Genomic DNA, 12869 nt, shown 5'->3' on the forward strand with positions numbered 1-12869 from the left:
TTCAGACCACACCTTGCTCTATCATGGCGTCGGCAACTTTACGGAAACCCGCAATGTTTGCGCCAAGAACCAAGTTGGACGGGTGCCCGAAATCTTCTGCAGTGCGTTTTGCGTCCTGATAGATATTCCGCATAATGTCTTTGAGCTTTTCGTCCACTTCTTCAAAGTCCCAGCGCAGCATACTGGCATTTTGCACCATTTCTAACTGACTTGTTGCAACACCGCCGGCATTAGCAGCTTTCCCGGGGCCGTATGCGGCACCACTTTCAATAAAGAGATCAACGGCGGCCTGTGTTGAAGGCATGTTCGCGCCTTCTACAATACATTTACAGCCATTCTCCAAAAGTGACTGAGCGTCTTTTTCGGTCAGCTCGTTCTGAGTTGCACAAGGGAAAGCTAAGTCGGCTTTATAACGCCAAACCGTATGACCGTCTTTAGGGTAATCGTCCCGGGGCGTATATTCCGCGTTATTATGAGTTTCAAGGTACTCTTCCAGCCGCCCCTTTTGTTCCTCTTTAATGCGCTTAACCAGGTCAAGATCAATACCTTGCTCATGATAAATCGTACCGCTGGAATCACTGCAGCTTACGGGCTTGGCTCCTAAGTCATACAGCTTCTCCATAGCGTATATAGCAACGTTGCCAGAGCCGGAAATTAAACAGCGCTTGCCTTCCAGCGAGTCACCTTTGTCATCCATCATGCACTGCGCAAAATAAACTGCACCGTACCCGGTGGCTTCTTTACGGACATGAGACCCGCCCCACAGCAGACTTTTACCTGTAAGCACGCCGTCAAAGCGGTTTGCCAAACGCTTATACTGACCAAATAAGTAACCAATTTCGCGCGACCCCACGCCAATATCCCCGGCAGGCACATCCGTATTGGGTCCAATATGACGGTAAAGCTCGCTCATGAAAGACTGGCAGAACCGCATAATTTCAGCATCGGACTTTCCTTTCGGGTTAAAGTTGGCACCACCTTTACCGCCACCAATGGGTAGCCCGGTTAATGCATTCTTAAAAATTTGCTCAAACCCAAGGAATTTAATAATGCCGGCATTGACGCTTGGGTGAAAACGTAGACCACCTTTGTAGGGGCCTAGCGCCGAGTTAAATTCAATTCGATAGCCTTTATTCACCTGAATATTACCGTCGTCATCCATCCAGGGAACCCGAAACATAATCTGCCGTTCAGGTTCAACCAAGCGTTCAATAATAGAATGCTCACGATATTTAGGCCGCTCTTCCAGAAGTGGCTCTATCGACTCCAGCACATCTTCTACCGCCTGATAGAACTCAACTTGAGCGGGGCTCGTTTGTTTTAATTTTTCAATGGTTTCTTTTATGTAGCTCATTGACCTACCTGTTATTGTGTACAGAGCATGATTTACGGTTTGCACCTACTAATAACGTATACCAGTGAGTTTAGATCGCCACTATTTTAAGACAACCCGGTTACGTCCCGACTTTTTAGCAGAGTACAGGTTCTCATCAGCGCGCTTTAATATGCTATCGGGTGTATCCCCGGGCTCTTTTAAAGTCGCTCCTAAACTGATCGTTATTTTTACGGCTTTTGCAGCATCTTTTTTTCCGCGAGCGTCCTTGCCTTTGCGTTTACTGTCAGGTCGCGAGGACTCCCTTAATTTAAGCGGATAATTCGCCACTTTGCTGCGCACACTTTCTAATGTACTTTTCAATTTGTCCGGGTCGCTGTGAGAAAAAACCAGAGTGAACTCTTCGCCACCATAACGATACGCTTTAAAACCCCGATGATCTTTCAAAATACTGCCAAGCAACCTTAATACCTGATCACCCACCTCATGCCCGTAACGATCATTAAACTTCTTAAAGTAATCGACATCGAGCATGCACACCGCACTGCGCCTGCGTAAATGCTGCAATTGACTGACCAGTGCTCTGCGTTGCGGTAATCCAGTCAACTCGTCAATGTAAGCCAACTTCAACATCTGATCGGCCAATGCCAATAATAGGCCAATTACCGCCGCGACCGAGGACCAGGTTGACGCATCCCGATGGTCAACAACCAGCAAAAAAACCATCAGTGCCAGCCATGAAGCCCACTGGCTCCAGGCAAAGGAAGATGAGCCTTTATACAATAGGAAAGTTGCCCAACTTCCTCCCATTGCAACAATCCAAAGAAGCAAACCAACAGCAAGTCCAGTGTCTTCCCAGTCAGGCAGAGTCAGCAGTTCAACTGGGCTCAGGGTTGCAACTGAGTTAGCAACCGGCCCCAAAAGCAAAGCTAAGGGTAAAATTCCCACAACAATAAATAGAAGAACACCCTTTAGCGTCAGTAAGGTTGGCTGTTTTATAAAGGCTAATAACAGGGCACTGACCGATAACCAAACAGGCAATGCCTGATACAGTTGTGACACTTCTTTTTGCGCCAGTGGTTGCTGCAACCCCAGTTGAATCGTTGCATAACTACCTCCAACCCAGGCGCACCAATAAAACCAGTGCCATTGCCGGAAAAAGGCGGCCAGTAAAAACACAATACCCAGGCCCACAGAAACGGCACCCGGCACCGGCAGCTGAATTTGCGTCAACCATTCAGGATAAAGCCAGGCAACCAAAGCCCAGAGAATTGCCGGTAATGCTGCAATAAATCCCAAATTCAACTCCCCGCAAGTAACCGATCTAAATGGTCAGCAAAATTTTTGCGATCAACGTTGGTTAAAGGCGGAGGGCCTCCCGACTGAATGCCGCTGCTTCGCATGGTGTCCATAAAGTCGCGTATATTGAGACGCTGACGAATATTGTCCGGCGTAAATAGTTCGCCTCGGGAGCTCAGAGCTTTTGCACCTTTCTCGATAACTTCTGCCGCCAGAGGAATGTCGCTGGTTATCACCAGGTCGCCGGCTTCACAGCGACGGACAATTTCATGATCAGCCACATCAAAACCACTGCCTACCTGAACCATATGGATAAACTTCGATTTTGGTGTCTGAATACGCTGGTTTGCGATTAAATAAAGGTGTAGCTGCTTACGCTGCGCCGCTCGAAACAGAATCTCTCTTATAGCCAGTGGGCAGGCATCGGCATCAATAAATAAAGTCATTACTAATAATCCATGAGTCTATATTAGAGTAAATGGTTCTAAGCCTATTACCTTGTAATGCGTTTACTAAGCTACTATTTAGTTGTTACCAATAAAGGTTATCAACAATGACTCCAGGAGTAACTTTATGACATTACGTATTGGCGATACTGCACCAGACTTTACCATTGATACCACTCAGGGTTCGATAAAATTTCATGACTGGGCAAAGGGCTCCTGGGTGTTCTTCTTCAGTCACCCGGCTGACTACACCCCTGTTTGCACCACCGAAATGGGAAGAACAGCACAACTGGCCCCTGAGTTTGAAAAGCGCAATGTCAAACCGCTGGGGTTATCAACTGACACTGTGGATGCGCACAAAGGCTGGATTGAGGATGTAAACGACACTCAAAGCACCGTCTTAGAGTTTCCTATTGTAGCGGATAAAGATCGTAAAGTTGCTGAACTCTACGACATGATCCACCCAAACGAGAGCGCAACCGCTACTGTACGTTCAGTTTTCATCATCGACCCCAACCAGAAGGTTCGGCTTATCATGACTTATCCCATGACGGTAGGTCGTAACTTTAATGAAATTTTACGTGTTATTGATGCGCTGCAAACGACCGATCGCGAAGAAGTTGCCTGTCCGGCGGACTGGGTTCCTGGCGACTCAGTTATCATTCGCCCGACAGTAAGCGATGAAGACGCAAAACAGAAGTTTCCGCAAGGTTGGAAAACGCTGCGCCCATACTTACGTCTGACCGATATCAAATAGCTTTAACTTTCGTTTTCGAGAGACTGCTGGCGTTCTGCCCACACGAGTAGTTCGCCCAGCGGCTTCGGTTTACAGAATAAAAAGCCCTGCATTAATGGACACCCGTGTTCGACCAGGTAGCGGTATTCGTTTTCAGTTTCGACACCCTCAGCAACCGTTTGTATACCGAGGTGCTCGACCATATTTAAGATGCCACCCGTTATTGCAGCGTTATGTCTGTTATGGTCAATGTTCTCAATAAAGCTGCGGTCAATCTTCAGTTTATTTACGGGCAGGACATTCAGGTATCGCAAACTGGCAAACCCGCTTCCAAAATCGTCAATTGCAACATCAAGACCTAACTCGCGCAGGTGTTGTAAAAGTTCAGCGATACGCTGAGTGTCGTTAACCAGCACATTCTCTGTTATTTCAACGGTAATTTCACCCGGCTTTATATTAAATTCTTCGAGCACAAACTTGGTTTTACTAATAAAGTCGTCACGATAAAACTGAATGGGCGAAAAATTCACAGAAACAGTGTTAATACCGTAACGTTTCAGCTCACTTAAGTCTTGGCAGGCCTGTCTAAGAACCCATTCACTAATTTGGATGATCTGACCTGTACGCTCAGCAATAGGAATAAAGTCCGCTGGAGAAACGTAGCCTTTGGTTGGGTGGTGCCAGCGAATCAACGCTTCAGCCCCTGAAATTTGCCCTGTACTGGTCATGATGGGTTGATAAAACAGCTCAAATTGCTTCTTGGCCAGCGCCTCCTGAATTTGTGTCCGCAGAGCAACCTTGTAGCCCAGCCCCTCATCAAGCTTTTCGGAGTACCAACAAACTGCATTACCGCCGCGCTTCTTCGCTTCATACATTGCTACATCGGCGCGCTGAGTCAGTTCCATGGGATGCTTATATTGAATATCGTTTGCGGCAACGCCAATGGCTGCCGACAAGGAAACTTCAATCTCATCGATACGAAATGGTTCGTCGAAAATAGCTAATACTTCGGTACATAAAACATTAATCTGCTCTGCTGACCCCATGCTTTGGATAACAGCAACAAATTCATCTCCGCCAAAGCGGCAAATCAGGTTAGGTTCACGGATTACCTGCTGCAGACGCTGCGCAGTTTCAATTAACACCTCGTCACCAAGGTAGTGCCCTAAACTGTCATTTATCGGTTTAAACCCGTCCAAATCAATAAACAACACAAAAACGGCTTGGTTCGTGTCATTGGATACTAACTGTTGTAGTCGCTCTTCCATTGCACTTCGGTTGGCTAACTGCGTTAGACTGTCATGTGAGGCATAAAAAGCTAAAGCATCCTCTCTTTGGACTCGTTCCGTAATATCGCTTTGTAACCCAATAAAATGCGTTACTTTGTTATCCGGGCCCTTAACCGGTGCTATTAAGAGCTCATTCCAAAACATGCTTCCATCTTTGCGGTAGTTCCGAATAACACTTTTTATTTCTCGTTTTTCCTGCAAAGCTTTTCGAATCTCATTAATTACCTTTGGATCCGTATCTGGGCCTTGCAGTATGTTGCAACTTATCCCTTTCATTTCGGTAAGAGAGTAACCGCTCATTTTCTCAAAAGCGGGGTTCACATAAAGAACCGGGAAACCTTTTTTATTGGCTTCGCTAATAACGACGCCATTAACACTGGCATGCACGCTACTTCGAAAAACTTTAAGTTTTGCCTCATTCGCCCGATGCTCAGTAACCTCTTTAGCGACACCATGCACCCCGGTAACTTCGCCATCAATAATAATTGGGATATTGGTTATTGATAAGTCATGCAGTTGCCCCATTCTGTCCGCAACTTTAATTTCGTAAGACTGAGGGGTGCCCTTTTTTGCTGTTTCAAAGTACGTTAGCGTTCTTTCCCGCTCGGTTTCCGGAACCGCCAGCTCGTAATGCTGCCCCAGCAACTCTTCCTCACTAAGAAGTAAAAGCTCGCAACCTGCACGATTAACGCTGGTGAAGTTTCCGTTTAAATCCAGTGTAAAAACTGAATCGGGGTTGTATGTAAATAAGGAGCGTTGATGTTGCTCTAAACGAACCTGCGCTTTTCGTTGCTCTTCTTGCTCGAGGATTAAGGCAACTAAGTCGCGGTTACGTACAATCAGTTCCAGCTCACCCCCGGTTGGCACTCTCGGCTGGGCAAAGTAGATAGCGAAAGTTCCTATAACTTCACCCTCTGCAGCCCCAAAAATGGGGTGAGACCAACAAGCAGCTAAGCCGTACTGATTAATTAACGGCATGAACGCCTCAAAACGCTCATCGTTCCTCATATCGGCAGCCAGAACGGGTTCACCGATGGCGGCTGCGGTACCGCAGCCGCCTGAACCATCAGCAATTTTTAATCCATTTAATTCATTAGAAAAGGAGCGGGGTAATGAAGCTGAAGCAGCCGTTGATAAAGTTTTGTTGTCTTTATTTGCCACCATGATAGAACACATGGCGCCATCAATTTGAGATTCAATTAGGTGACAAATACCCAGCAAGCGACCCTCAATATCCCGCTGCTGGGCCAGGGCATTAAACGTATTATAATGAGCCTGAATTAACTGATTTAATCCCTGATACTTCTTATCCGCTCTTCTACGGACCACGCTGACAAAAACTGTCGCAGTAATCAGGAGCAGCACGACTCCTGTCGCTATTTGACTATAACTGAGTAAGTTATCTTGCATTAGTCCGCTGCATAATTGTTCCTGGCTTATTTAATTCGCTGCACTCTAAGCCGACGATTTGAATCTTCTCGACCGAAGAAAAAGGAGTTCAACGCACCGCGCTCAATGTAATAGGTGTCATCATCGTCCCAGGAAAAATAACCCCGGCTATCGATTTGCTTCCAAACCTGACCATTAGTCAGCTCAATTTGCCATTTCTTGTAAGGGTCTTGCTTTTTGCTGGCAACTTCTACTTCTAACCTTTCAATCGTATTATTTTGACTACCTTTGTGCTCCATACCAAAGTTCTGCTCTGCGGCATTGTCGCTCCGCTTGCCCCGTTGCTTAGCCTTAGCTTTCATCTCTTCGGCCTTGCTTTGTCCCCGGGCTTTCATCTCTTCCGCTTTAGCTCTACCTTTAGCTTTTTCGTCCTGAGGTTCACCTTGCTGACGCTTGGCTAAGTTGTCATAGCACACCAAGCGCTCCAGTGAGTCTTCAATCGCCGCGCATTCCTTCATTGTTTCCTGTTGCGCTCCGGCCGTACCGGCAATAATGAATAACGTTGCGCCTAGTAGTTTTCTATACATACATCCGTCCTGCTCTAATTTTTAATAACGTAAAGTAAGAGTATCGCCTTTCTGCATTAACTCAAATTCTTTCAATGCACTCATGCCCAAAAGTATGACATCGCCGTCCATCCCGGGTGTAATTGAAGCAGCAACATTGCTCAACTGAATATCACCCAGCTGCAAACGATCAATTTCTGTACGGTATGTTATAACACGTCCATTGGCGGTTTGGGACATTCCCTGACGTCCCTTACGAAGTCCGAGCTTTTGCGCTAAACCTTCGGGAATAGCGACCAGGGTAGCTCCGGTATCTAATAAAAATGTCACCGACTGCCCGTTAACCTTTCCCCGGGCTACGTAATGGCCCATACGGTTTTGTTCCAGCACGACTGTGACCTGCCCATTGTCTACATGACTTTGAACCTGAGAGTTAGGATTAAACTGTTGCTGAAGTTTGTCTTCAAAAAACCAAACCAGCATAGCAATAGCAAGCCCCCATGCAATAAACATGAAAGGCTTACCGAATGAATTCGTTCTGCCCAAAGGAGCCCCCTTTAATCATTATTGTAGGGCAAGCCTTGCTTCTTAACTTCATCAGCTCTTTGCTGTCGCAGCCCAGAAACCTCTTCCACTGACCAACCCTGCAAATTATTCTCAATAAGCTGTGTCAGCGCAATAATATGATCACTTTCGGCATTTAGGGCTGAGATATACTCGTACCGTTCACCACCGCTTTCCATAAAGTATTCTCGGTTCTCCTCGCCAATTTCTTCAACCGTCTCTAAACAGTCTGAAGAAAAGCCCGGACAAAATACCTGAACAGACTTAATGCCTTTTCCGGGAAGCGCTTTCATGGTCATATCAGTATACGGTTGTAGCCACTCCTCGCGACCAAAACGCGACTGGAATGTTGTCAGGTATTCTTCCTCACCAAGTCCCAGACGTTCAGCCAGTAAACGTGAGGTTTTGTAGCACTCACAGTGGTAAGGGTCGCCATTTTTCAAGTAGCGTAACGGAATACCATGGTAAGAAAATAGTAACTTATCAGTGCGCCCATGCTGCTCCCAGTGTCTCTCAATGCGTTTTGCTGCCGCTTCAATAAACGGCGGAAAGTCATGGTAATGAGTAATAAAACGCAGTTCAGGTAACCAGCGGCGTTTGGTGAAATCTTTTGCCAGAGCATCAAAAGTTGAGGCTGTGGTAGATGCTGAATATTGCGGGTATAGCGGCAGAACCAGTAATTTCCGTACCCCTTTTTGCATCATATTCTCGACCACATCACCCAACGCCGGATTCCCATAGCGCATGGCAAAGTCGACGACAATATTGTCGCCCCAGGTTTCCTTCAGTTTTTTCTCAATAGCAGCGGCTTGATCCTGAGTATGAAAAAGCAACGGCGAACCGCGTTCTGTCCAAACAGTTTCATAAGCCTCGGCTGAACGTTTCGGACGAAATCGAAGGATCACGCCATTTAATATGAAGTACCAAAGCAGGCGAGGAACCTCAACCACCCTTGGGTCAGACAGGAACTCTTTTAAATAAGGCTTGAGCGCGCCCTTCGTTGGAGCTTCAGGAGTGCCCAAGTTAGTCACCAGCACCCCTATTTTATCTGCCTGTCCGTGAGAAAATGCAGGGCTTCCTCGATATTTCATTTTCAGTTACCTTTTAACAATACGCTTAATGCAAAGTTTACGTAAGTTTTAACGGCTTCGATCCCTATTTGCAAAGAAATAACGCTACACTAAACCGATAAATACTATCGAAATTAATAAATTGACGCGCCAATGACAGAAAACACAAAGACGCAGCAATGGTATCAGAAACTTGCCAGTTCCCCCCATGCTCTGGTACTTCTCTTTTTTCTTTCTGCTATGGAAGCAACCTTACTCCCCATTGCTTTAGAGTTAGTACTCGTGCCTTACATGGTGCTTGAGCGCAAACGCATCTGGCTAGTAGCCTCGGTTGCTTTAGCTGGCTTCATGGCAGGTGCCGTTGGCGGTTACTACATTGGCTTTGCGCTGTTCGACACTGCGGGCGAATGGTTTATCAGCTACTTGTCCATTCAGGACTATTATCAAGAGTTTCAGGAAACACTAAAAGAAGACGGCTTTGTCGCTATTTTCTTAGTTGGTGTGACTCCGGTCCCCTTCCAGGTTGCCATGCTGGCTGCCGGAGCTGGCGACTACCCACTTTCTCTGTTTTTATTCGCCGCAGGTGCAGCGCGCGCTTTAAGATATTATGTATTAGCGCTTATCGTTTTGTGGTTAGGGCCTTATACTGAGCGCTTATGGGGTAAGTACGCAGGTCCTGTCGGCTGGTCAATTCTGATTCTGGCAGGAACTATGTTATTACTGACGCAATTTCTGTAAGCATTTAGGGTACTAATGTTTTTACTTATTGTTTTTGCCATCATTGCGGTGGGTGTTTCGTTCGTTTGTTCGGTTTTAGAAGCGGCTCTTTTATCGGTTACGCCCAGTTATGTTGCACAATTAAAAGAGAGCAGGCCTAAAACCCATCAGCAATTACGCAAGCTAAAAGACTCTATTGATAAACCTCTCGCGGCTATACTAACACTCAATACGATAGCCCATACAGCCGGAGCAGCCGGTGTTGGCGCTCAAGTCGGAGTGGTTTTTGGTGATGGCTACCTGGGTGTCGCTTCAGCCGTTATGACGCTGCTTATTTTGGTGTTATCTGAAATCATTCCTAAGACTATCGGGGCCAAGTTCTGGCGACCCATTGCACCTTCGCTTCCTCCCATACTTAACTTTATGATTTTATCACTTAAGCCTTTTATCTGGCTCTCTGATCAAATTACAAAACGTATTGGCAGCGGTGAAGCGGACATTGATGTTCGCTCGGAAATTAAGGCCATGGCAACTATCGGTCACGAAGAAGAAGCTTTAGACGATGACGAGCGCCGGGTAATTTTAAACATTCTTGATTTACATGAAATTCGCGTGCGTCAAGTAATGACACCTCGCACAGTCTGCGAGTCGATTAACCCGAGTTTAAGTATGCTGGAAGTCAGCGAGAAGATCCGCAAGTTACCTTTTTCACGCTACCCGGTCATTGACAGTGAAGAGGAACCTCAGGGCATCATTTTCCGAAGTGATGTTTTAGATGCTGACGAGTCAGACGCATTAAGTGACATTGTCCGACCCGTGGAAATAGTAACAGAAACTGTGAGCGTGGAAGCGCTAATGAGTCATCTCATCAAAGAGCGCCAGCATCTTGCTTTGGTTTACGACGAACACGGCAGTTGGCTCGGGCTCATTACTCTGGAAGATATTATCGAAACCATACTGGGCACGCCCATAATGGATGAAACCGATAACATTGCCAGCTTACGCCGCTATGCTCGCCAACGCTGGGACAAAAGGCTCAAGCGCGACCCAAAGCAGGCGAAGAGCCAGCAAGGTAATGATTAACCGAAACAATTGGTCAAAGCGTTGGTTGGTGATTTTTTTCAACCAATGCAGACCAACCCAGGTACCAACAAAGCCGGCGGCAATCATTGCCAACACCAACGGCAGCCAATCCTGAAAAACAAAGCCTGCCATGCCAAAGACCAACGCTTTAGGGGCATGCTGCATGGTCATTACAGCAGAAAATGTCGCGACCGTTTGCAACCTTTCACTAAAACGAGCTTTTACAAAGGCCGCTACCAGCGGCCCTGACGCCCCGACAAATAGCGAAATAAAACCGGTTACCAAACCTCCGCCAACTAAGCCTGCCCGGCCGCGGAAGCTTTGCGGCAACTTAGGCCCCCAGGTCAGCCAGATTAAAAATAACGCGATGGTAATTTGCAAAAAATGCGTGGGAAGCTGAACCAATAGTAGACTACCAATAAAGGTTCCCAGCAGACCAAAAGGGACAAACCAGGCAACGGTAGGCCAGTGAATATGCTTCCATGACAACCCGGTACGGCCCACATTAGAACCCATTTGCACCAGTCCGTGTACCGGTATCACCGCGCCCCCCGGCAAGACTAATGCCATCATACCTATCAAGACCGCACCGCCACCTGCACCAGCTACAGCTGTCAGTAACGAGGTTGCGGCCGACAAAAGAACTAAACCAAAAAACAAAGCGTCGCTTACCATGGCTTTACTGCTCCCGGGAAACCTGATTTGCGCTGATCAGGATCAAAACGGTATAATCCGCGCGATTTTAAATAGGGCTCCGGATTTACGTTCCGGACCGCTGAAAAAGGTAACATGATATGTATATTTGTGCGGCATTGTACAAGTTTGTTGAGCTCAATGACTATAAAGAGCTGCGTGAACCGCTGTATCAAACGCTTATTGCAAACGATGTAAAAGGCACTCTTTTATTAGCCCGCGAGGGTATTAATGGCACTATCTGTGGCACTCGCGAGGGTATTGATAACGTGCTCGATTACTTACGTTCGGACGAACGTTTTGCGGATATTGAACACAAAGAGTCCCCCAGCGACGGCCAGGCTTTTTACCGCACCAAGGTTAAGCTTAAAAAAGAAATTGTAACTTTAGGCGTTGACTGGGTTGATCCCAAAAGCTCTGTTGGCACTTACGTTGACCCCGACAAGTGGAATGACTTAATTGCCGACCCGGAAGTTCTGGTTATTGATACCCGTAATGAATACGAATATGCCGTAGGTACGTTCGAAGGTGCTGTTAACCCCAAAACCGATACCTTCCGTGAGTTTCCTGAGTACGTTAAAGAGCACCTGAATCCGGAAAAACACAAAAAGGTCGCGATGTTCTGTACTGGCGGCATCCGCTGTGAAAAGTCGACCGCTTATCTTAAAGAACAAGGCTTTGACGAGGTCTACCACTTAAAGGGCGGCATTCTTAAGTATTTGGAAATGATGCCCGAAGAGAAAAGCAGCTGGAATGGCGAATGCTTTGTCTTCGACCAACGGGTTACTGTTAAGCATGGCCTGGAACCCGGTGAATACGACCAATGTTACGCCTGCCGTATGCCAATAACCAAAGAAGAAATGCAGTCAGAGCACTACCAGAAGGGCGTCAGCTGCCCGCACTGCTACGATAAAACCACAGCCGAACAGAAAGAACGTTTTGCAGAACGCGAGCGTCAAATTCAACTGGCGAAAGCCCGCGGCGAGAAACACATTCGCGACGGTAAAGTCGAAAGCCTCAGTTGATCTGCCTCACTGAAACTCCGTAACCTTTATGTAAGCTATAGCTGACAGTTATCGATTTTAACTGTCAGCTATATCGGTTTTCATCGCTTTCTTTAACTCTATGATTCAACTATTGTTAAGGCATAACGATGACAAAGGAGGGTTTATGAAACAGTTAAGCGTTATTGGTTTAGACCAGAAAAAAGCAGAGAGGCTTGGCGACAAGTTGAATGAGTTGCTCTCAAACTACCAAGTTTTTTACATGAATGTTCGCGGCTTCCATTGGAACATTAAAGGCGAACGTTTCTTCGAATTGCACGCTAAGTTTGAAGAAACCTACGATGACTTACTGCTGAAAATTGATGAAATTGCAGAACGTATTCTGACTCTGGGTCAACGCCCTCAGCATGCTTACTCGACCTATATCAAGAACAGTGAAATAGAAGAAGTAAAAGACGTTCACGAAGGCCGCGCCTGTGTAGCTAATATTCTGGACAGCTATCAGACTACAATTCGTCTGCAACGTGAAATTCTTGAAATTTCTGACGAAGCTGGTGATGAAGGTACTAATGCACTAATGAGTGACTACATTAAAGAGCAAGAAAAAACAGCGTGGATGCTGACCTCTTATTTAGGTAACTAAACTGTCAGCCTGGCCAAATAAAAAACGCCCCTTTGAA

General features: G+C 46.5%; 13 protein-coding genes. 5 read left to right on the forward strand and 8 right to left on the reverse strand.

Annotated elements, in window-relative coordinates:
• Position 1: 1 nt before the first annotated feature.
• The 3 genes from gdhA to K5X84_RS11115 form a co-directional block, all read right to left on the reverse strand.
• A complete protein-coding gene (gene gdhA / locus K5X84_RS11105; RefSeq protein WP_222235874.1) occupies positions 2-1354 on the reverse strand; it encodes an NADP-specific glutamate dehydrogenase in 1353 nt (450 codons plus the stop codon).
• An 81-nt stretch (positions 1355-1435) separates the two neighbouring features.
• On the reverse strand, positions 1436-2632 hold the full coding sequence (locus K5X84_RS11110; protein WP_222235875.1) for a GGDEF domain-containing protein: 1197 nt from the start codon (positions 2630-2632) through the stop codon (positions 1436-1438).
• Positions 2633-2634: 2 nt separating this feature from the next.
• On the reverse strand, positions 2635-3078 hold the full coding sequence (locus K5X84_RS11115; RefSeq protein WP_054490176.1) for a YaiI/YqxD family protein: 444 nt from the start codon (positions 3076-3078) through the stop codon (positions 2635-2637).
• A 127-nt stretch (positions 3079-3205) separates the two neighbouring features.
• Here K5X84_RS11115 and K5X84_RS11120 point away from each other — a divergent pair, with 127 nt between their 5' ends.
• Complete coding sequence (locus K5X84_RS11120) at positions 3206-3835, forward strand: peroxiredoxin (protein WP_222235876.1); 630 nt, start codon at positions 3206-3208, stop codon at positions 3833-3835.
• 2 nt (positions 3836-3837) lie between these two features.
• Here K5X84_RS11120 and K5X84_RS11125 read toward each other — a convergent pair whose 3' ends face one another.
• Genes K5X84_RS11125 through hemH form a run of 4 tightly spaced genes read right to left on the reverse strand, consistent with a single transcriptional unit; the run spans position 3838 to position 8713 of the window.
• Entirely contained in the window at positions 3838-6513 is a 2676-nt protein-coding gene (locus K5X84_RS11125; protein ID WP_222235877.1) for an EAL domain-containing protein, read from the reverse strand.
• A gap of 26 nt (positions 6514-6539) precedes the next feature.
• The gene (locus K5X84_RS11130) at positions 6540-7079 is read right to left on the reverse strand and encodes a type VI secretion protein (protein WP_222235878.1); all 540 of its coding nucleotides are present in this window, start codon (positions 7077-7079) and stop codon (positions 6540-6542) included.
• A 21-nt stretch (positions 7080-7100) separates the two neighbouring features.
• Positions 7101-7571 carry a retropepsin-like aspartic protease family protein gene (locus tag K5X84_RS11135; protein WP_244994784.1) on the reverse strand — a complete coding sequence of 157 codons (471 nt, stop codon included), beginning with the start codon at positions 7569-7571 and terminating at the stop codon, positions 7101-7103.
• Positions 7572-7615: 44 nt separating this feature from the next.
• Complete coding sequence (gene hemH / locus K5X84_RS11140) at positions 7616-8713, reverse strand: ferrochelatase (RefSeq protein ID WP_222235880.1); 1098 nt, start codon at positions 8711-8713, stop codon at positions 7616-7618.
• A 132-nt stretch (positions 8714-8845) separates the two neighbouring features.
• On the opposite strand from hemH, the gene K5X84_RS11145 reads away from it, so the two are divergent.
• Together K5X84_RS11145 and K5X84_RS11150 are read left to right on the forward strand one after the other, a co-directional pair.
• On the forward strand, positions 8846-9430 hold the full coding sequence (locus K5X84_RS11145; protein WP_054490160.1) for a YqaA family protein: 585 nt from the start codon (positions 8846-8848) through the stop codon (positions 9428-9430).
• 15 nt (positions 9431-9445) lie between these two features.
• On the forward strand, positions 9446-10492 hold the full coding sequence (locus K5X84_RS11150; RefSeq protein ID WP_222235881.1) for a CNNM domain-containing protein: 1047 nt from the start codon (positions 9446-9448) through the stop codon (positions 10490-10492).
• Here K5X84_RS11150 and K5X84_RS11155 read toward each other — a convergent pair.
• On the reverse strand, positions 10409-11167 hold the full coding sequence (locus K5X84_RS11155) for a sulfite exporter TauE/SafE family protein (protein WP_222235882.1): 759 nt from the start codon (positions 11165-11167) through the stop codon (positions 10409-10411). The genes K5X84_RS11150 and K5X84_RS11155 overlap by 84 nt on opposite strands.
• 119 nt (positions 11168-11286) lie before the next feature.
• Here K5X84_RS11155 and trhO point away from each other — a divergent pair, with 119 nt between their 5' ends.
• On the forward strand, positions 11287-12210 hold the full coding sequence (trhO, locus tag K5X84_RS11160; RefSeq protein WP_222235883.1) for an oxygen-dependent tRNA uridine(34) hydroxylase TrhO: 924 nt from the start codon (positions 11287-11289) through the stop codon (positions 12208-12210).
• Positions 12211-12355: 145 nt separating this feature from the next.
• Complete coding sequence (locus K5X84_RS11165; protein WP_222235884.1) at positions 12356-12832, forward strand: Dps family protein; 477 nt, start codon at positions 12356-12358, stop codon at positions 12830-12832.
• Positions 12833-12869 lie beyond the last annotated feature (37 nt).

It is taken from the genome of Idiomarina abyssalis (genome assembly GCF_019797805.1).
GTDB classification, from domain to species: domain Bacteria; phylum Pseudomonadota; class Gammaproteobacteria; order Enterobacterales; family Alteromonadaceae; genus Idiomarina; species Idiomarina abyssalis.

Excerpts from the sequence above, each read along its gene's own strand:
- gdhA (WP_222235874.1), bottom strand. The coding sequence starts at position 1,354 with ATGAGCTACATAAAAGAAACCATTGAAAAATTAAAACAAACGAGCCCC.
- K5X84_RS11115 (WP_054490176.1), bottom strand. The coding sequence starts at position 3,078 with ATGACTTTATTTATTGATGCCGATGCCTGCCCACTGGCTATAAGAGAG.
- K5X84_RS11120 (WP_222235876.1), top strand. The coding sequence starts at position 3,206 with ATGACATTACGTATTGGCGATACTGCACCAGACTTTACCATTGATACC.
- K5X84_RS11125 (WP_222235877.1), bottom strand. The coding sequence starts at position 6,513 with ATGCAAGATAACTTACTCAGTTATAGTCAAATAGCGACAGGAGTCGTG.
- K5X84_RS11130 (WP_222235878.1), bottom strand. The coding sequence starts at position 7,079 with ATGTATAGAAAACTACTAGGCGCAACGTTATTCATTATTGCCGGTACG.
- K5X84_RS11135 (WP_244994784.1), bottom strand. The coding sequence starts at position 7,571 with ATGTTTATTGCATGGGGGCTTGCTATTGCTATGCTGGTTTGGTTTTTT.
- hemH (WP_222235880.1), bottom strand. The coding sequence starts at position 8,713 with ATGAAATATCGAGGAAGCCCTGCATTTTCTCACGGACAGGCAGATAAA.
- K5X84_RS11145 (WP_054490160.1), top strand. The coding sequence starts at position 8,846 with ATGACAGAAAACACAAAGACGCAGCAATGGTATCAGAAACTTGCCAGT.
- K5X84_RS11150 (WP_222235881.1), top strand. The coding sequence starts at position 9,446 with ATGTTTTTACTTATTGTTTTTGCCATCATTGCGGTGGGTGTTTCGTTC.
- K5X84_RS11155 (WP_222235882.1), bottom strand. The coding sequence starts at position 11,167 with ATGGTAAGCGACGCTTTGTTTTTTGGTTTAGTTCTTTTGTCGGCCGCA.
- trhO (WP_222235883.1), top strand. The coding sequence starts at position 11,287 with ATGTATATTTGTGCGGCATTGTACAAGTTTGTTGAGCTCAATGACTAT.
- K5X84_RS11165 (WP_222235884.1), top strand. The coding sequence starts at position 12,356 with ATGAAACAGTTAAGCGTTATTGGTTTAGACCAGAAAAAAGCAGAGAGG.